General features: G+C 40.1%; 21 protein-coding genes. 6 read left to right on the forward strand and 15 right to left on the reverse strand.

Features of this window, described 5'->3' with window-relative positions; translation table 11 throughout:
- The first annotated feature begins 637 nt into the window (after positions 1 to 637).
- Positions 638 to 1156, forward strand: coding sequence for a GNAT family N-acetyltransferase (locus tag MHB85_RS20875; RefSeq protein WP_192134066.1), 519 nt, complete (start codon positions 638 to 640; stop codon positions 1154 to 1156).
- 333 nt (positions 1157 to 1489) lie between these two features.
- On the opposite strand, the gene MHB85_RS20880 is transcribed toward MHB85_RS20875, so the two are convergent.
- The 3 genes from MHB85_RS20880 to MHB85_RS20890 all read right to left on the reverse strand — a co-directional run bounded on the left by MHB85_RS20880 (position 1490) and on the right by MHB85_RS20890 (position 4026).
- Positions 1490 to 1975 (reverse strand): hypothetical protein, encoded by a 486-nt coding sequence (locus MHB85_RS20880; RefSeq protein ID WP_192134068.1) that lies wholly within the window; start codon positions 1973 to 1975, stop codon positions 1490 to 1492.
- A gap of 331 nt (positions 1976 to 2306) precedes the next feature.
- A complete protein-coding gene (cdiI, locus tag MHB85_RS20885; protein ID WP_164783154.1) occupies positions 2307 to 2681 on the reverse strand; it encodes a ribonuclease toxin immunity protein CdiI in 375 nt (124 codons plus the stop codon).
- Positions 2682 to 2703: 22 nt separating this feature from the next.
- The gene (locus MHB85_RS20890; protein WP_192134070.1) at positions 2704 to 4026 is read right to left on the reverse strand and encodes a WXG100 family type VII secretion target; all 1323 of its coding nucleotides are present in this window, start codon (positions 4024 to 4026) and stop codon (positions 2704 to 2706) included.
- 644 nt (positions 4027 to 4670) lie between these two features.
- On the opposite strand from MHB85_RS20890, the gene MHB85_RS20895 reads away from it, so the two are divergent.
- Complete coding sequence (locus tag MHB85_RS20895; RefSeq protein WP_036614488.1) at positions 4671 to 5234, forward strand: DUF4879 domain-containing protein; 564 nt, start codon at positions 4671 to 4673, stop codon at positions 5232 to 5234.
- A gap of 203 nt (positions 5235 to 5437) precedes the next feature.
- On the opposite strand, the gene yaaA is transcribed toward MHB85_RS20895, so the two are convergent.
- The 8 genes from yaaA to MHB85_RS20935 all read right to left on the reverse strand — a co-directional run bounded on the left by yaaA (position 5438) and on the right by MHB85_RS20935 (position 11254).
- Positions 5438 to 6190: a peroxide stress protein YaaA gene (yaaA, locus tag MHB85_RS20900; RefSeq protein WP_192134072.1), complete on the reverse strand. Its 753-nt coding sequence runs from the start codon at positions 6188 to 6190 to the stop codon at positions 5438 to 5440.
- A gap of 213 nt (positions 6191 to 6403) precedes the next feature.
- Positions 6404 to 7282, reverse strand: a complete 879-nt coding sequence (locus MHB85_RS20905; RefSeq protein ID WP_081746030.1) for a prohibitin family protein — start codon at positions 7280 to 7282, stop codon at positions 6404 to 6406.
- A gap of 531 nt (positions 7283 to 7813) precedes the next feature.
- Positions 7814 to 8254, reverse strand: a complete 441-nt coding sequence (locus tag MHB85_RS20910) for a hypothetical protein (RefSeq protein ID WP_192134073.1) — start codon at positions 8252 to 8254, stop codon at positions 7814 to 7816.
- 54 nt (positions 8255 to 8308) lie between these two features.
- Positions 8309 to 8710, reverse strand: a complete 402-nt coding sequence (locus MHB85_RS20915; protein ID WP_244661021.1) for a DUF4279 domain-containing protein — start codon at positions 8708 to 8710, stop codon at positions 8309 to 8311.
- Between the two features lie 217 nt (positions 8711 to 8927).
- Positions 8928 to 9383, reverse strand: coding sequence for a hypothetical protein (locus MHB85_RS20920; RefSeq protein ID WP_192134075.1), 456 nt, complete (start codon positions 9381 to 9383; stop codon positions 8928 to 8930).
- Positions 9384 to 9618: 235 nt separating this feature from the next.
- Complete coding sequence (locus MHB85_RS20925) at positions 9619 to 9900, reverse strand: DUF3139 domain-containing protein (RefSeq protein ID WP_192134077.1); 282 nt, start codon at positions 9898 to 9900, stop codon at positions 9619 to 9621.
- Between the two features lie 63 nt (positions 9901 to 9963).
- Entirely contained in the window at positions 9964 to 10323 is a 360-nt protein-coding gene (locus MHB85_RS20930) for a hypothetical protein (protein ID WP_127545522.1), read from the reverse strand.
- Between the two features lie 256 nt (positions 10324 to 10579).
- The gene (locus tag MHB85_RS20935; RefSeq protein ID WP_192134079.1) at positions 10580 to 11254 is read right to left on the reverse strand and encodes a hypothetical protein; all 675 of its coding nucleotides are present in this window, start codon (positions 11252 to 11254) and stop codon (positions 10580 to 10582) included.
- Between the two features lie 399 nt (positions 11255 to 11653).
- On the opposite strand from MHB85_RS20935, the gene MHB85_RS20940 reads away from it, so the two are divergent.
- From MHB85_RS20940 to MHB85_RS20955, 4 genes are all read left to right on the forward strand, one after another.
- A complete protein-coding gene (locus tag MHB85_RS20940) occupies positions 11654 to 12424 on the forward strand; it encodes a hypothetical protein (protein WP_076328009.1) in 771 nt (256 codons plus the stop codon).
- A 323-nt stretch (positions 12425 to 12747) separates the two neighbouring features.
- Entirely contained in the window at positions 12748 to 13683 is a 936-nt protein-coding gene (locus MHB85_RS20945) for a LytTR family transcriptional regulator DNA-binding domain-containing protein (protein ID WP_192134081.1), read from the forward strand.
- Positions 13684 to 13821: 138 nt separating this feature from the next.
- Entirely contained in the window at positions 13822 to 14667 is an 846-nt protein-coding gene (locus tag MHB85_RS20950) for an ABC transporter ATP-binding protein (protein ID WP_341073627.1), read from the forward strand.
- Positions 14664 to 15374, forward strand: coding sequence for an ABC transporter permease (locus tag MHB85_RS20955; RefSeq protein WP_192134085.1), 711 nt, complete (start codon positions 14664 to 14666; stop codon positions 15372 to 15374). Before MHB85_RS20950 ends, MHB85_RS20955 begins: the two co-directional genes overlap by 4 nt.
- 121 nt (positions 15375 to 15495) lie before the next feature.
- Here MHB85_RS20955 and MHB85_RS20960 read toward each other — a convergent pair whose 3' ends face one another.
- The 4 genes from MHB85_RS20960 to MHB85_RS20975 all read right to left on the reverse strand — a co-directional run bounded on the left by MHB85_RS20960 (position 15496) and on the right by MHB85_RS20975 (position 19730).
- Entirely contained in the window at positions 15496 to 16383 is an 888-nt protein-coding gene (locus tag MHB85_RS20960) for a cell wall hydrolase (protein ID WP_235431594.1), read from the reverse strand.
- A gap of 278 nt (positions 16384 to 16661) precedes the next feature.
- Positions 16662 to 17879, reverse strand: coding sequence for an MFS transporter (locus MHB85_RS20965; protein ID WP_036614537.1), 1218 nt, complete (start codon positions 17877 to 17879; stop codon positions 16662 to 16664).
- 113 nt (positions 17880 to 17992) lie between these two features.
- Entirely contained in the window at positions 17993 to 18808 is an 816-nt protein-coding gene (locus tag MHB85_RS20970; protein WP_036674932.1) for a carbohydrate ABC transporter permease, read from the reverse strand.
- Between the two features lie 49 nt (positions 18809 to 18857).
- Positions 18858 to 19730 (reverse strand): carbohydrate ABC transporter permease, encoded by an 873-nt coding sequence (locus tag MHB85_RS20975; RefSeq protein WP_341073630.1) that lies wholly within the window; start codon positions 19728 to 19730, stop codon positions 18858 to 18860.
- Positions 19731 to 19732: the final 2 nt, after the last annotated feature.

Raw genomic sequence — 19732 nt, forward strand, 5'->3', positions numbered from 1 at the left:
CCCTATTTCCGCCAAGATCTTTTAGGGCAGTTGCAGCTCCATTTCTTACTAGAGGTTTCTTAATTTCGTATAAGGGATTAGTAAAGATTTCCTGATTCGTTATGTTTCTTTGCGGACGTGTCAAGTGTCTCCTTACAGTATGTACATCCAACCCATAATTGTACATATTGTAAGGAGGCTATTTTACTTCTTTTTGTATGAAAACATAAGTACTCCCATCCGATAACTCTTCTCAAAAACCAAAGTTTAACCGATCAAAGCTTCTGACAACCCTCACATCTGTAATCTTATGCTCTTCCATATATTGAGAAACTATTTTCCTGTAAAGTTGGGTTAAAACATTTTCCTCTTCCTGCCAATCGGGGCCATACTGTAAAAGCTACTTCCTTTTCTGAGATGTTTCGTGCTAAAAAACAAGCCTTCGTCACAGGGAATACAGTCGATTCAAGGGGCGATGTTGAATAACGAAATAGGATGTTATACTTGATGTACAAAAACTTAATTGCAATAATTTCAATGTTTTTTCGACATATACAAAATGCGGAATTAGAACAAACACATATCGTAGTGCAGATTATAGTTTATAGAAGCGGATTCTTAGTATTTAGCCTTTAAAGTTGATTGGAGGAAAAGATTCATGAATATAGTAATAGAGAAGTTAAAAGACACAGATATTGAAAGCTTGTATGAATTCGAAATTGAAAACAGAATTTTTTTCGAGGAAATGGTACCGTCTCGAGGAGATGATTATTACATACCTGAGGTTTTTAAAGTAAGGAATGAATCTCTGCTTGATGAACAAGTCAAAGGACTCTCCTTTTTTTATTTAATAAAAGATGAAAATAACTCTATTCTTGGAAGAATAAATTTAGTTGATATTGATTCCGATAAAATAGGATTTCTCGGCTATAGAGTGGGACAAATCCACACTGGAAAAGGTGTTGCTAAAAAAGCATTAAAATTATTACTCAATACAATAGTTGATTTAGATATAAAAGAAGTTAAGGCAAAAACAACCACCAACAATATAGCATCTCAAAAAGTTTTAGAGCAAAACGGATTCGAGCATACAGAAACTAGTGATAAAGAATTTGAAATGAATGGGCAAATGTTAAAATTCATTAATTATACATGGATAAATAAATCATTATTTTAATCACCCATCGGACGCGACTGTTTAAGCTGAAGACCATAAGCCAAATTCCTCGTTCAAGATACTGAGGGGTTAGGCTTTTTTGTCTTTTAATATTCCTTATATTGTGAATTTCGCGTTCTTGATGTTATTCCATTGGGAAACTCATTGAGTATTGCAGATGAATTGGTTCTTACGCGCATTTAGTGAAACAAACTAGGTATATGTAATGGATCTATTAATTACTTACTTGATATAGTATTAACCGTTGACTCGCACACGTTTTTCCGTAACTTTTGAGCAATGAAAATTTTCACTTTTCTCCGCAAAATATTACGGATCTATTGTTCATACAATTCATTCAATCAATTTCAAATTGATACGCTCGATCTTTTGACCCAAAACTAAAACCTCAATATATTTTTCGTTTAACCACTCTAATGCTACTTGCCCTTCTTCTTTCAAGATAACGCCTCGCTGGCTTTTATACTGAAAGTTCTCTTTTGCCCATAACAATAGTATCTTTACATATTCTAACGTCTCAATTTCACATATACTGTCCTCTTCATCTTCTTCTGCAAAGATATCTTCAAAAGTTGTAAAAGACTGGTCAGATCTTATTAAGTTCACATTCCCTCCACCTTCGTATAACGTTATTTCCCCTTTCAGTAATTCGATTAAGTTTCCGATCTCTTCCTGGATCGTGGCGAAGTCTCCAAATATATCCGATCCCAAAGAATTACTAATCAGATAACCATTCTTTAATGATGAATCGATGCCTAGGTCCACGATAACTTCGTTGAAATCTTCTTTATATTCGATTGTATACCTGTATTTAATCATGTTCGTATCTCCAATCTTTTTAATACAACGGATAGGCGGATGTAATCATATCAATATAGCCTACAATAATTTATTCAGCACCTCTATTTGCTGTCCTCTCACCTTCTTTGGTTTATTTTCTGCATACAAAAAAGCTCGTTCCTCACAATATTCAGGTGGGAAGAGCTTTCGGATTTTTATAACATCAATCGGGGTCATACGGCAACGTTTTTAGTGCTTTCATATCTTCCCAACTGTACACCCAATACTTGGACTATGAATACTATGGACGTATAAGATAAACGAACTTTCGTTGTTCCTCGCAAATGATTTATGATTCACAATCAGTGAGTTAAGAATGTAAATCCAATCTTTTTTTTACCATATCTAATAAATTATAAATCTCCTGTTTAGCTTCTGGGTGCTCCTCCACGTACTTCTCACTGTAAATCATCAAATAGTTATAAAATTCATCATGCTCCATCACTGCCATTACATCTTCATCGTATGCTGGAGGCTCTCCAATAAAACACACTTTCTGATCACCAATATACTCTTCCTCTTCTGGCATATGATAGGATGAAAATTGTACCTCCAGTGGACCTGAACCATAACCATATCTCTCATGATCTCCGAAGTATGTTAAAGCTCTCGGAAAATCAATAATCCAGAAATAAGATTCGACTAATCTATCTATTTCAGCTTTTGTTGTCAAAATTTTGTACATCATATCTCTCCTCCGATATTAATTAAAAAGCAGGATAAAAGTTCTTTATGTTCCCTTTTTCATCTACGAACCCCACAAATTTCAGCCCATTTAGTTCTCCTTTAACTATCCCGTTTTTCACGTTTCCAGCCTGTATCTGTGGCTCTAATGCTGCTTTTCCCCAATTATACATTTTTTCATTAGAAATTATATTGGGATCGTATACTGTTTTGGGATCATTCACTCTCTTCCCAACCACATTTCCATTTGTGTCCGTTATCGGTTCAAAGATACTTTTATCTGATTCACTTCGCTTCAAGGACGGAATTTGATATTCCACCTCGTAGATTCCCTCAATGTTGTGCTTATTGGGTTCCCCTATAAAATAATCCTTTTTAACACTCAGCCCATACTTATTTGCGTCTTCTTGTAAGGTCTCATTAAATTTGTCCATATTATGACCACCTGATACTCCAGGTCTACTACCTCTCTTAAATCCATCAACGTTTACTAAATGATCATATGGTCTTTGCAATTTCTCTGCATCACTTACATGTTCACTTATTACACTCTTAGATACTTGCCCCGTAACCTCAGAACCCTTCTTCTGCTCATTCGCTTTCCTCGCTTCCAGATTCTTTTTAATCTTCGCCACAGCTGGATGAGAAGAAGGCAAACGAAACGGCCCTTTGCCACCCGGCATACTCCCGCGAACCATCTGAAATGCCATAAATAGCTGGCTGAACTTCAGAGAAGTCAACATGATTTGAGCATATTTATCGGATACAGGCTCGCCTGTGAAGGGATGAATTCCATTTTCAAAGGCTTTGATCTGCATCGCATAAATATCTTCTCCTGGCGCTTCAGCATCCGTAGCTTGCATCCGATTGATATCCAAATGCCCCTGATCCTTCTTATATGCCTGAAGGGCTGCCTGATCCGTAACACCATTCTCGTTCACAGGCATCCACATCAGCTTCCCATACACATTGACTTGCGCCATCCGGTAGCCTTTATCCTCCGTACTCGCATCATTACCCAAGGTCTTCATCATTACTCCCGCACCCACAGCGCCAACAGCACTTCCAAGACTCACCTTTTCAGCATCGACATTCTCAAATCGCGTAGCGATCTCCTTGAGTTCCTTGGAGATGCCCACCATACTCTCCAGTGCTTTATCCAATATAGGGCGCGACTGTTCAAACTCATAGTAGAATCGCTCCTGCGTCGCCCCCATCCACATCATCTGAACGAACATGATCTGTCTCGTCAGTTCACTGCGAATATGCTCCAACTGTTGTCTGGCCTGATCCACCTGATTGGATACATGATGTAGTTGCTCAGGAGTCACCTTAATTGTACTCATCCGTTTTCACCGCTCATCTAAGATATGATAGGACTATGTTAGCAGAATTTTAATGGCAATTACATCCGGCTAACCTCCTGATTTCACTGCATGAATCCGCTCAGAATGATTTATATCCGTCCCTCAGCCCCATACGATCTCTATGTAGGTGTATACATGTTCCAGAGGGTTTTCCTTTTACGACTACAGGATACTGTGGCATTTTACTACGACAAGCAGAAAACTTTAACAAATAATAGAATTAAAGAATGAACTTGACTTGTGCCGTTGATAGGGGTACTATATGTTTGTATAAATGGAATATATTACAATTTAAATATTTATTTTGGAATCTTATATTAACAAGATGGGTATCAGAGCCTAACATAACTAAGATATCAATGCGTATAAATGAGTTTTACATTTTGTCTGCAACACATAATCATTGGCAGGCATTCATTTTACATATACATTCCTACTTCATAGAGTTTTCTAGCCTGTAGAGTTCTACCTCCTTAATTTCTTTTTTAGTAAAGAAAAAAGGAGAAGAATCATCTTTAAAAGAGAGGAGGGCAAGAGGCTTTAAGTTGCAAGCAGGTCTATTTGTCGTAACCGCATGTTCTTGTAAAAGAATACCCATAACAAGAAAGGTGGAATTTATTGCTATGAGAAAATTGATTAGTTTAGCTCTTATTCTTGTTCTAATGCTTTCATTTAATGTAGCTGCCTATGCAGACGGTGATGTGACTCAAGCCAAACCTATGACAAAGGAAGAAATTATTAATTCCAAAGAATTCCGTGAAGCTGTGAAAGCGGCTAAGGCTGAATTTGAATCGCAGAAGGCAGATAATGCGGGTGGTCCAGTTCTGTTTGCGCCTGCTCCGAAAGTATCTCACATTAATGTATATGGTGTCGTATCTCCGAATGGCGGCCAAGAAATTTACGGCTTCAATAACAACCCGCTCTCCACGACCAATGATCATGGTGGGGCTTGGATTCAGTGTATTACTTTCCAGATCGGTTATGACAGCAGTCACTACGGCACACTCGCCGGCAATACAATGACTAACAACTGGTCTGAAGCTATTGATCTGGACGGTGATCGTGTCGTAGACGCTTGGGCCTATTCTTGGGTTTATGAAGCGCCTACTACAGGGGGACAATTTGTAGGAACGGTCTATTCCATTAATATTCCAACACAGTGGACCGCTTGGATTAATGTTCGTTAACAGGAAGGATGTAATATGAATATTGGAGGAATTGGCTATCCTGGTTCTATCATGAGGAATACGGGAAATAAGCCCAAAAGCTCATCAGCTTTGAACATGGATTTGATTCTTGATCAGGCGCAGGGATATACATCCCCTGCGTCTTTTCTCATTGTGATATTAAAGGGCCGACTTTGTATAGGAACCCACCGTTGCATAGCAGGCTACTTGCCCTCTGCTTGTATGAATACATACGTACTCTCGTCGGATCGTTCTTCTGAAAAAGCGAAGTTCAACCGATCAAAGTTTCTTACGTCCTTCACATCTGTAATCTTGTGCTCTGCCATATAACGTACCATTTCACCTCTGGCCATCTTGGCCCAGGTTGCCTTTTCAACAAGCTTCCCATTGACCATTTGTCCGAATACACAAGTAATGAACCGGGTTTCCTCACTCAGAAAAGGTAAAATATTTTTGCTATACTCTTTGGAAGCCAGATTTAGGATGTAGTTGCTTTCTGATTGAAGCTGATCTGCGAGTTTGCTACCCCAGAATTGATAGAGCGATTTGAAGCCTGGACCTTGCAACTTGCCCTGCATCTCCAACCGATAAGGGGTAACCCCATCCAAAGGCCGTAACATGCCATAAAAACCGGATAATATGCGTAAATGCTGCTGAAGATACGCCAGTTCCTCATTTTGAAAAACACCCGGAGCCATATATTGATACTGAATGCCCTCATAGGCATAGATGGCTGGCGTAAGATTTGCTTTTATATTCATATTCTGAATCCGTTCCACGTTCTGTTCGGCGATTGCATCGTTACACTTCCACATCGCTTTGAGTTCGTCATAGGACAACTCTTGAAGCAGACTCAATAGCTGTTCTGACTCGTTTATAAACTGCGGCATCTGCGCGATAGCCATAAGATCGGTATCAATCTTCATCTTTTTAGCTGGTGATATGATAATTCTCATCGTGCTAATCCATCCTTAATCTACCGTTGTTTTGTCGTTATCCATTGTACAGGATTGGACAGGTGAATCCAATGCCATGGCTTAACTAAATCCCTCATAGTACCTTTGAAAAGACTCAAAATGAACAAGTCAGCCCACGTTTGGACCGGCTTGTTCATTAGAATTCAACACATTCAATTGGTGAGAAAGCAAGGCGTGCATTTCAAACTGCTATTAGGGAGATACGCTCCCCGCGCCGCTATTTTGCTCTGTTTTTGTAGTTGGCAATTGAATCATTGGCGTATTTGACCCACTTACATATGGAAGTGCTCCATCCCATTTCTTGATAGTTTCATATTCAACGAGTTGACTCGATAATGATTGTTGAAGTTCTTTATTTGCTTTAGCTTGACCTTCTGCTTCTATCAATAGTTTGTCTGCATTACCCTGCGCTTCCACGCGCTTACGATCTGCTTCTTTCTTGGCGATCTCCAGTTCAGTCGTTTTACGTTCCAGTTCTTGAGAAGCTTCAACACGCTTATCGATTGCTTCCTGCGTCTTGGCATCAGGTTGAGGAACACCTACAGTAACGTTGGATACAATAAAGCCTAGTTCTTTAACGTCATCAGAAAAACGTTGTTGCACGTCTACTCCTGCTTCGGATGACTTTTCACCATACACATCAATGACTGTAAACTTGGAGATACCTTTACGAGCTGCGTCACGGAAACGTGTTTTGAGATATGTATCCTCAATTTCTTGAATGCTAATTGGCCCAAATGTATTGAATATAGAAGATACTTTACTTGGTTCTACTTGGTAGTTGTAGGCAAAATCGATTGTGATGTTTTTCCCGTCAGAAGTAGCAATCTGAATATCTCTGTATTCAACCGTTTGAATTCGGATCGGATATTTCGTCACTTTATCAAACGCTCCAACGAGTTTCCACCCTTGACTCAGTGTGCTATCTTTTACGCCTCCATTTGGTGAATAAACGACCCCAACATATCCATTAGGAATTCGTGTTAAAAAGAAGGTCACCATTAGCACGCCCACAATAATAACTAATGCAACCGCAATTGCCCCTACCCTAAACGTCTTTGAATTTTTCATCACCATTCTCCTCTTGTTTGAATTTATTGTATTTCTTCAAAATTCTACTACCTATTTTATTGAATAGCGGGAACATTAATGACCATAGAATAAATGCTAGGATAAAAATTAAAATGATTCCCCCAATAAATGGCATATCCGTCCTCCCCTCTATGGATGTAACCGAGTACAAATTTATAAATGGTAACTAATTATATCCTTCTTTATATATACTTTGTAAATTCGTATTAGGTTTCAAGGATATTCCGCGCTTGAACTACTATTAGGTAAAGTAGAGAAAAGAAAGGTGGATGAATGGGCGTCCAGTACCCAGTTATTCCTATCAAGAAAGTGATCATCAATTCATCTGGGTATTATGGATCAGGAGTTGTATCCATTGCTCTTCTCTGTAGGTGTACACATATTCTAAATAAACTGCCCTACTGTCACAAAAAAAGAGCCATCAAAATGTTTAATGACATCTTCGAATGAGTAATGATACGAACCAGAATTAAAACTATAAATTTATATCACAGGTTACCATCTTATGAGCTAAAACTCACTTTTAGATGATTTAAACCTTTCTAAGTCATAATATGGATTTGAAATATGATCTCCAACCTCCATAATCGTCTCTTTAATCTCGTTTAAAATTATCAAATCTATATTATCTTCTTTACTTATAGACTCTTTAATTTTAATAAAACAATTCTTCAAACCAAGGTTAACAACAATAGAGAGTATGATATCTACATCTTCGTAGTAATTAGTATTCCATAACTTCCTCATTAAGACATCTATCTCATTTCTAGTTTTATCCTCTAAAAGCTCATAAGTCATGATTTGTCGATCTGTTAATTCGGATAGGATTAACAAAAAAACTTTTTTATCAAGAATCTTATTTTCAAAATCTTTTAAAGCATTCCTGAACAAAGACGGTAAAACTTCTGTAGGTAACCTATCCGCTAATTTCTCAATATCTCCAATATTCATTTAATCATTTCCCTTGTCCTCTGTATGTATTTTCAGAATGACTTGTTTCCATTGCTACAGAATATACAAATCAAAATCAAACTCTGCGTTCAAATCATAGGCTATACCAATTGCCTTTTTCTCAATAGTAATCGCAGGGGTCTCATTATGCATAATCCTAATCGAGAAGCTAAACCGAAAATTCAAATTATTCTTCATTCTCAAGGTTTTCAACTTTTCTATATGTGGCTCCAAAAGATTGAGTATGTGATTCAATTGCTGATTGATATCAAAAGATTCCTGATAGTCCGTCTCCAAAAACCAACAGGTTTCCTTTCGATACAAATCTCTATCATCAATCTTTTCTCCTTTTATATAGGTTCCAGATGGTTCAATTCCAATCTGTTCTGTGATTAACTTCGGTTCGAAATGATCTCCTGTAATGATAAATTCAGCCATAATATTCGTTTTGTCCATATATGATCCTCCTAACTTTATTCATATATCAAAAACCTGAACTGCAAGAGTACTACCTTCTTTATTGATACATTTTATTATCATATTTGAACATCTTACTTATCTTTAAATTTAAATTAGCGAATTTTAAATGACCACATTTTGTCCCTCGACATATTCCCCCATGTAGTAAAAGCAACTGGTGAGTCTTCAGATATGTATTGGTTGAACAATAGACTTAAATTAAATGAATAGGAAGTCCCCAAGTATCCAAGTAAAAAGTAATGTCCGATTTATCTATTAAGAAGATTTCTTCCCCTACACCAGGTAATTCAACGGAGATATACATATTTCCACCCTCCTCAAACTTCTTAGTTATTGAGCCTGACAGAGGATCTCTTGTTAGTTCTTTATTAATTGAAACGATGTGTAGATACTTACCTTGATTTAGAGATTGGTAGCTTATTGCATCTCCTTCTTTTAAATTTGTGCATGACTGACTTTCGAACTGTTCTGTTTGAGTACTCTCTGTAGACTTTTGAGGGTTATTGACGGTAACTAAGCACACATTACCTTTTAGTTCAACAGATTTTAGATGCCTGCTAGTTTCTACGGGAACCGGATCTTTCATCATAAAAAACACCAGAATGATTACTGTAATCAATAATAAACCTATAAATAATCCTTTTCTCAAATATGACCCTCCTTCTATTTAACAACGTACCATTTACCCTCTTTCCATCTTGGCCCCGGATGCAGTTGCTTTCAGATTAAAGATGATCTGAGAGTTTGCTACCCCAAAATTGATAAAGCGAGCTAAAAACCGGACCTTGCAACTTATCCTTGCATATCCAACAGATAAGGCCTAACCCATCCAAAAGACGTAATATTCCATAAAACCGAATAATATCGGACATACAATTGAAGAATTATGGATCAGGCCATAGTTGTACCCATTTCGTTTCTCTGTAGGTGTATACAACTTCCTGTGGATTGTCCTTTAATTTGACGACTACAGGATACTGTGGCATTTTACTGCGACGAGCAGTGATGCTAATGATATCATGTTCATCCATACCCTTTTCAACGATTAAATACGTTCTTAAACCATCTTCAAGATCCTTCATATCATTCTTATAGGAGCCATACCATGTGACTGAAGCTACAACTATTAGTGCAATTACAATCAATACTCCCTTTAGAAATTTCATTTTATTCACCTCACTTTAGCCTGTAGTTTGTAATTCTATTAATATTTCCGCTTATTATCACCATCATTTGGTAACCACTATCTTTTCCGATTTTCCTTCCCAATCCATCTGAACTATAAATTCATCCTCATCCAAAAATGGGGACATCCCTTCAGCTTTTCCTCTGATTACAGTATTAAAAGGAACTTCTCCTGTAGAATGAATATTTTTGCTCATAAATTTGGTTTTAACTTTTTTAATTAATGAAGGATTATCTCCTAAGTACCTAATTTCATATTCATAACTTGCTACAGAGCTATTACTTTGAACGGTACATGAGACACTCCAATTCTCACTCTCTCCTGTATATGAAGTGACTTTGTTTGAACAAGCGGATGCTGTCAATAGAAGAAGAAAAAGCAAAAAAAACGATACTCTCTTCATAATAAATCCTCCTTTATAGTCAAGCTATAGCAAATACTAAATTAGCAAAATAAGAGATCATAATAAATTACATCTAGAGAAAATGAAGAATTATTTTGAATTTCAAGAAGATTATGGTCACCATTTTTGCAGTAGCTCTCATCTTTTCAAATATTAATCCTGTTATGGCAACACAGGACGAACCAGACTTTGAAACAAGCAAATATACTATTGTAAAAAAGACTGTCGCATTTGTATGACAATCTGCCAAAGTGATCTATAACACTCCGTTCAAGCCACCGAATAACCGCCCTAGAACATCAAAATATATGATGATGAAAGACATTATTATAGATATTGGTAGTATAATCAAAAATTTAAGTCTTTTCGTAGGAACAATAAATAATAAAATAATGACCATGATTAGATATATTCCCATAAGTATTGGGATCAAATAGTAATGAGTATGCTCGGGCAAGTAAGCATCGCGCAATTGATACCCTTCGGACAGTAGAGCTGTGATTGGAAGGGATAACACTAGATTAGGTACAGTTCCATTGCCTCGTGCATACCACATCACATAAGCACACATCGGAGATACTACTGCACACATCCCCCAAAAAATAATTTCTTTCATTGGAACGAAATGTAGAAAAAACACGGTGTATAGATAATAAACAGTTAGCAGCGACACAAAAAAGAAGAATACCTTAACTGCTGCTAGTTTAGGAGAATAACTAATAACCGATATGAGTGTGGCAACAAAAATCCAAATACCTAGACGCCCACCAATATCGTCAAATATGGGGTTAATCCCCTGAGCATCCACAAGCTTTGCCGCTAAACCTAAAATCACTCCGATCGTTATCGCACTTACAATTGAAAGGACATTTTGTTTTGTAGTTGATTGGTTTTCAGCTCTAATTTGACTTAACTCTTTATGTATTCCCACTTCAACCCTCCAACTTCCATAATTCCTATATTCTAACACAACCGATCCAGCCTGTAGAATCTGTTCGATCTGTTCCTCCGATAAATTTCATTGTTATTCTTCTAAAATGGTTCTATGTATCCACTCATAACCGACCCTGGTCCTTACCGAACAGAAATCCCCACTTTGTCGCATGGGTCCTTATATCTAAATCACTATATCCACTCGTCAATCCTCTATTACCTGAATTTAGGTCGTTATTCTCATTATCTCAATGCGCCATTTTGCTATGATTATTATTACTTTGACCGTAAATCTATTCCACCAATATCATATCAGGCCATATTATTTTCAGATAACAACTAGGTGGGTTGATGATCTTATTTAATTTTATTTTAGAGAGAAAGGGTGTCTCATCCTATGTTTATTGTTCAATTACTGCTCGCTATCGCACTTCTGGGTAGCTCAGGTAGCTCAAATCATGCCACTTCTACACAACTAGAAATCAATCAAATACAGCCTATGGATGCTTCTCCTGGACAAGTCATGGAAACCGGTTTAGAGCCTTTCCGGTCCGAACGCAATTATAATGGATGGGAGCCAGAACTAGATCAATTCGAGCAGGCCGCCAGCAGTCTTCAGAACAGGCTATTTGAAAGTGTTGTGTCACCGATCCTATCCAAACCTGGCGATACAGGAATATTTGATTATGGCGGGAATCTGAAATTACTAAAGTCTGTGCCTCTGAATACACGTTTTGAACGTGGCCCACTAACCATTCATATTGTTCATGCCCAATTATTAGAGGCTAGTGACATTCCTGAGGATTCACAGAAAAACATTTCCATTCTAAATCGAGAAGATATCGGTTCCAAGATCACTTATATTAATATTCTCTATACTGTTGAAAATACTACGGATCAGAATATCGGTTTTTACGGCTTAAACTCCGTTCATCCAAACACGGGAAAGCCGATCTCCGCAGATCGCAATTTCATGAGAAAATCATATGTCTATAATCAGTATGATGGCGTAGTTATTGATAATACGAATTACGGTTTGGTATATACCGATGACCCTGATAAGTTGGAATCCATTGAACTTGTATTCAACAAAGTCTATGACTACGATACTGGAAAAACCATTGTAGAGCCCACTTTGTTGAAAATTCCTTTTGCTGTTCAAGAGTAGTGTAAACACAGCTCCATCGCACATTATGACAAAACTATCACTCTAAAAAACCACCCTAATTCATTGAACTGCACCTCCAATTGGTAGTTGTGTCTAACAATTGGAGTGCAGTTCATTCATTTGGAGTGGTTTTTTGTTTATATATCCATGGTATCCAATCGCTTTTCGTATGCAATGCTGCTACGTCCAACCGATTTCTGGAGGCTCATTATTCATATGCCTGATCGAGGATCTAAATTATCTCAATTGAAGCTGACAAAAAATTACTTCAACATTATAATTGTTACATATTATCCAAAAGCAGTGATGACCAGGAGGACAAGATGCAATTTCAACCAGTGTATCATGATGGGGAACTATTTTTACCCAAAATCGAATTAAATATGGCATGTAACCAATCGATTGGCATTATAACAGACTTGAAGCGAAAACAGATTTTAATGAATCAACTGCAGGATCGTTCCCAATATTACATACTTCGAGCTCAACAAAACGAGTATACACAATTAACGGTGGAAGAATTAATCACATTTTTAATCAACATAACAGAGCGGAATGATCGTGCCACTATGTTATTGGATTATTTCGCTTTGAAAGAAGAACGGAAGGTAAAAATCAAGAATCTACGCCCATCAAAAAGAATGTATGTGACGTTGCTGCGCGTTTATTTTGCACATCAGCCTACACTGGTACTGGAGGAGCCCTATTTTTATTTGGAAGAACAAGATCGTCGCCAGTTTAAACGGATTTTAGATGATCTTTCGAAACAAATACAGATTTTAATTGTAACTTCTAATTTAGAGGATGCTATGATTTCCTGTGATTCAATTTATCGTCTGAATGAATCCGGATTTCATCTGTTGGATATTCGTGATTCAGAAGAGGACAAGCAAACAGTGCAGGAACAAGATCGAGCCAATATAACCCTGCAGAAGATTTATACGAAAAAAAATGACAAAGTGATTTTATTTAATCCGCCTGAAATTGATTACATAGAAAGTATGGATGGTTCAGTTCTTGTCCATGTAGGTGGAGAAAGTTTTATCTGTGCGCTGACGCTGACCGAGCTCGAGCAGAAATTGTTTAACTTCGGATTTTTTAGATGTCATCGATCCTATATTGTTAATCTACAGAAGGTAAGAGAGATTATTACATGGACGAAAAATAGCTACAGCTTGCGATTAAATACAGGACAAGATGCAATTGTTCCGTTATCTCGTTCAAAATTACAAGAATTAAAAACACATCTTAACATTTGATTTCCAGGGAAATATCGATTCAATCCAGCAACTAATGGTACCGTTCAGCCGTTGACAGCTACATTTCGGCGGATTTCGATGGTTGGAGGCATGTAATCTTTATATGCTTAAGTCATCAACTCCAAGGAAGTGATATGCATGGATGTTATCCGAGTAGAACGTATTCGAAAGAGATTTGAAAATAAGAATGCATTATCAGAAGTATCTTTTTCAATTCCAAAAGGTGAAATTTTAGGTTTTCTAGGTCCAAGTGGTTCTGGAAAAACAACTTTAATTAAGATTTTAACTGCGCAATTAAATCCGACAAGTGGACAGGCAACTGTACTTAACCAGCCAGTGGAGATGATGCATCAGTCTGCACAGAAGATGCGCTTTGGTATTTTGTCAGATAACAGTGGTCTATATGAAAGATTATCGATAGATGAAAATCTGGAGTTGTATCGCCAATTATATGACCTTCCTAAAACTTCGATCGATACAGTATTGCAGTTTGTAAACTTAAGCGAAGAACGCAAAAAGAAAGTCATCCACTTATCGAAAGGGATGCGTCAGCGTGTTATGCTGGCATGCGCAATTATCCATGAGCCGGAATTATTATTTTTAGATGAACCTACTTCAGCTTTGGATCCGGTAAACTCCACACATATTTATAAAGGGCTACGCTACTTAAATGAGAAAGGGACAACAATTTTTCTAACGACACACGATATGTCAGAAGCAGAATTGTTATGTGACCGTGTAGCGATTTTGTATCAAGGTGAAATCCAAGCTATTGGCTCGCCTAAGGCGCTTAGAAAACAGCATCGGGAAAACGTCGTTTGTGTAGAATTGGTAAACGGGGAAACCTACGAGCTCCCGATGAATGAAGGAACGGCTGAGCAAATTGCCGATTGGATGAAGCGAGGCTTAATCGAGCGATTGGAATCGAAAGAGACAAGTTTAGGCGATATCTTTATTAAAGTGACAGGAGGTGAACTGTTATGAGTATCTCGTTAAAACGTGCGCGAGCAATATTTGTAAAGGACTACAAAGAGTTTTCACGCAATTATGGCATTTCCATCATGTTGCTTGTTCCGATTCTATTCGCATTTCTTTTTCGCACTGCAGGCCCTTCTTTCCCTGGGGCAATAGGTTTTCTTCTAAATATTTCGTTTGTGCTCTTAACCTCTTTCGCACAAGCATGTTTGATCGCGGAAGAAAAGGAACGTAACACCTTACGATCATTAATGATGACTCCAGCCACAACGATGGATGTATTAGTTGGTAAAAGCACCTTAGTCTTTTTCATGTCTGCTATTGTTCTGGCTATTGCTACGTATATATTAGGCTATGAGCCACCTAGTATATGGGCATTTGCAATTGCAATCATTCTTTCAATAATTCTATACACAGCAGTAGGAACGATATGTGGTTTATTCTCTAAAACGGTCCTTGAAGCTTCATTAGCAATCATTCCTGCAGCAATGGTATTTTCTGCTCCTCCTGTTGCAACAATCTTGTTTGGAGATTTCCCGATTTTTAAAATGCTGGATTATACACCAAGCATTCAACTTGTGACTTTGCTAAATATACCCCATACAGGCTTTACAATTGGAGACCTCTTAAAACCTCTCCTCATTATTTTGATATGGACGGTTGTATTAACGATTGTGTCTGTTATTTTGTATCAACGGCGGTTAAAGGATGAGTAGCCACTCCTCGCCTACACAACCAAAATATAAAACAAACCCCGGTACACGTCTGCATTCAGCAGCGTACAGCCGAGGTTCACCATTACCATTTCAAATGTTACACTACCTATCTCAACTTAACTCATCTCGTAAAATCATGCTGCCCAATAGTCAGCAGCGTTGGCCTGCTCTTACTCCACACCGAAGTGGCGATCTTCGGATTGTAATAATAGAGCGCTCCGTTTGTCGGATCAGCGCCATTCAATGCCTTACGAGCAGCCCTGTAAGAAGTCTGGGTTGGCTTGGTATTAAACTGCCCATCATCTATAGCCGTGAATTGCCCTTTCTGGAAAATAACCTTCGAAATAGACGACGGGAATTCACTCGAATGTACCCGATTCAACACAACCGCTCCTACAGCGACTTGCCCTTCAAAAGATTCTCCGCGCGCTTCACCATGGATCAGCTTCGCCAACTGGCGTAACGTCTCGCCTTCGGCTTTGGCCTTTTTGTTCAGCCTATTCAGCGTTGCTGGACCTGCAACGCCGTCTGCACTCAGTCCCTGCGCCTGCTGGAACTTGCGGACAGCACCTTTGGTGATGGTACCGTAATATCCAGTCATTCCAGCATCGAAGTAGCCCAGATCGCTTAATTGCTCCTGCAATTGCAGCACATGCTCGCTACGAACGCCCTGTTCCAACTTCTGTGCTCCCGCAGAAGGAGCTGCCACGGTCAAGCCCAGAGTCAATGCGCAGGCACCGAGAAGCATACTGACCCGCCCTGCTCTTTTGCCAGCCATGTTACCCTTCCCATGAGTGACTTTCCGACTGACAGTGATAGGTTCCATGTTGTCAGCAAACGTTAATGGATTCAGCCCCTCATTCGTGCTATCAACTGTAGTCCGTTCATTACTGTTCATATGGCTTCCCCCCTTCATCTCTGTCATCTCACTTACGCTATCTAATTCACTTATCATATTCTTTTCATTGATTTCATTCGGTTGATCCATTCCAATATTATTCTTCATCATTCCATTAACCTCCACTTTTCTGAATCCAGATCCCACATCTTCCTCCTGAATCCTCACGGTTGGACATCCCGAGTGTCATTATAGGATATAGAAAAAATGAAGTCTATCGGACCGATGACGCAGTGAAAAAACGACACCGAACATAACAAAAAGAGGCATGAGCCCATGGTCACACCATGGTCATACCCCTTCTTCTATCAACCTTACAACGCTTGTCCAACCCGTTATTTCCGTAGGCTGGCAGACCTGTACAAAAGTTGCGTTGTATTTATTGACAATTACTCAGCAAGTTCCTGACCCTTCGTTTCCCGGCCCCAGAACAGTACAGCCGCTGCGCCAATGAGGATTGTCACGAAGAAAATCGTGAAAATCAGGCTGATTGCCACTTCGCGCTGAACAAGCATGCCGACCATTAATGGAGCAAGCACCCCACCGATTCGGCCAACCGATGTGGCAAGTCCAACACCTGTCGAACGAACGGAAGTCGGATACAATTCCGGGCTGTAGGCGTACAGACCACCCCAGGCTCCCAGATTGAAGAAGGAAAGACAGATCCCCGCAGTCAGGATCGTGGCTTCCGTTGTAGCCAATCCAAACGCAATCGCACTGAATGCAGTCAAGGTAAGATACACAACCAGTACGAACTTGCGACCGTAACGTTCAATAAAGTACGCAGCGGTGAAGTAACCTGGCAACTGTGCAATCGTCATGATCAGCACGTATTGGAAGCTTTTAACCAACGTGAATCCTTTTGCCATCACAACCGAAGGTAGCCACAGAAACATTCCATAATAAGAGAAAATGACGGTAAACCACAAAATCCAGAGCATCAACGTTGTACGGCGATGTGGTGCTGACCAGACGGTAGCCACTTTCTCGCGGAACGTGATTTTATGAAGCTTGGTATGATTCTTGTACCGCGGCGGGTCCTGAATGGCACGACGCAGATACAGTGCATAGAACGCCGGAAGCGCACCAATGGCAAAAGCAATTCTCCATCCGTACTCCGGAATGACAAAGTTGGCAATGAGCGCCGATACAATCCAGCCTCCTGCCCAGAAACTTTCCAATAATACAACGGCACGTCCCCGTTCGGCTGTAGGCATCGACTCCGATACCAGTGTGGATGCCACGGGCAGCTCTCCACCAAGTCCAATACCCGCAACCAGACGCAGTGCACACAATACCGCAAATCCAGTCGCCAATGCAGACAGACCGCTTGCAATCGTAAAGATTAACAAGGTCCACATCAGAATGGCCTTCCGTCCAAAACGGTCCGCAAGTGCACCTGCAAGCAAAGCACCTAATGCCATACCGATGGAGTTAATACTCGTAAGCACACCGACTTGTCCGGGACTGAGACTCCATTCCTTGGCAAGTGCAGCCACGATAAAGGAGATCATACCAACTTCCATCGCATCAAACAGCCAGCTCATGCCGGCACTGAACAGCAGCTTGCGCTGCTTGGGATTCCGCAATACTTCCAGTTTGCTCATCACTTATAGCTCCCTTGATCTCTATGTAGTCATTCTGACACTAAATCATTATTATGCAGAATGCTCCAGAAATCAATGCAAAATAAGCTTTTCCTTCCGATTTCTGCGATACCTTACCCCTTGAGTGAACCCGCTGTCAGACCTGCTACAAAGTAACGCTGGAGTAGAAGGAACAACGCGATCATCGGAATGGCCGTTACCAGCACACCTGTAAGCATCATCGGATAGTTCGTCACGTATTCCCCGCGGAACTGCATAAGTGCGAGCGGTAAAGTGAGCTTGGACTTACTGCTGAGCATCAGCATCGGAATAAGCAAATCATTCCATACCATGACGAGCAGGAACGTAGCCGTTGCCGCCAGCGAAGGTGCAGCCAGTGGCAGTGCAATCCGCGTATAGAGTCTCCATTCACTTGCTCCATCCATACTGCCTGCTTCCAGAATCTCCGAATTGAGCATGCGCATGAAACCTGTCAGCATAAATACTGAGACAGGCATCAGCATAGCCGCGGATACGACAATCAATCCCGTGAGACTGTCCGACCACCCGAGTGTACGCGTGAGAGAATAGATCGGCAGCATACTCACCTGGGATGGAACGATCAACCCTGCTACGAACAGAGCAAATACAATTTTGCCTACACTGCCGCCCCAGCGGACAATGGCGTAAGCAATCATGCTACTCAGCAATAACTCAATGGCAACCGTACCAAGCGTCACGACCAGACTGTTCCCGAAATATTGCCACATCGGCTGATTGCGGAACATGCCAGTGATGTTATCCCACGTAAACGGGTCCGGCCAGCTGAATGGACTGGTGAAGAAATTGCTGCTTGTTTTGAACGAGGATACAAACACAAAGTACAGCGGCACCAGAATCAGCAGCGCGTACACCAATAAGATCAGGCGATTGAACCATTTTAAAAACATGTGAACTCCCTTCTGCCTCGATTGCAGGATGAATGCTCCAACATCAACCTCAATAACTTACCCGGTCGGCACGTAGTGCCTTGAACTGCAACAGCGTCAAGAGCGCGAGCAACACCAGGAAGATCATGGAACCGGCAGAAGCCAGACCAAATGAATAGCTGCCAAAGGCGGTATGATAGATATAGGTTGTCAAAATTTCAGTTGCGTAGTTCGGGCCTCCGTCCGTCATGGTAAAAATGAGGTCAAATGCCTTGAACGACTGAATCGTCGTATAGGCCACAACAATCGTTGCCGAAGGTGCCAGCAGCGGCCAGGTCACGTTACGAAATACCTGCCATTTGCTGCCGCCGTCCATACGAGCGGCTTCATACAGTTCTGCCGGAATACCTTGCAGACCTGCGATGAATACAATCATCATCTGTCCGGCGTGTGCCCATACCTGTACCGCAGCGATGGAATAGATGGCGATCTTGGGATCACCAATCCAGTTACGAGCTATGCTGCTCATCCCCGCTTCATTCAGTCCATAGTTGATTAGTCCGATAGATGGATCATACATAAATGCCCAGATCAGTCCAACCGATACGGAGGACAGAATCGCAGGCAGGAAATACAATGCCCGAAGCACAATGCGTGTCTTGGTATTGCGTACCAAGAGCAGAGCCAGGACAAGTGAAATAAAGGTTTGTGCAATAACAACCGTTAACATGAACTCCACGTTGTTACCAAAGGCTTTGCGGAATACGATGCTGCTGAGACTGTCCTTGTAATTATCCAGCCCTACAAATGCATACGACGGGGATACCCCGTCCCAATCCGTAAAGGAATAGAACAGCCCCGTCAATGTAGGAAATACGAACAATCCAACGTACAGCAGCAACCCGGGGATCAGAAACAGGGAAAGCTGAAGACGGTTTTTCATCG

The sequence above is a fragment of the Paenibacillus sp. FSL K6-4396 genome (assembly GCF_038002525.1).
Taxonomy (GTDB): domain Bacteria; phylum Bacillota; class Bacilli; order Paenibacillales; family Paenibacillaceae; genus Paenibacillus; species Paenibacillus amylolyticus_B.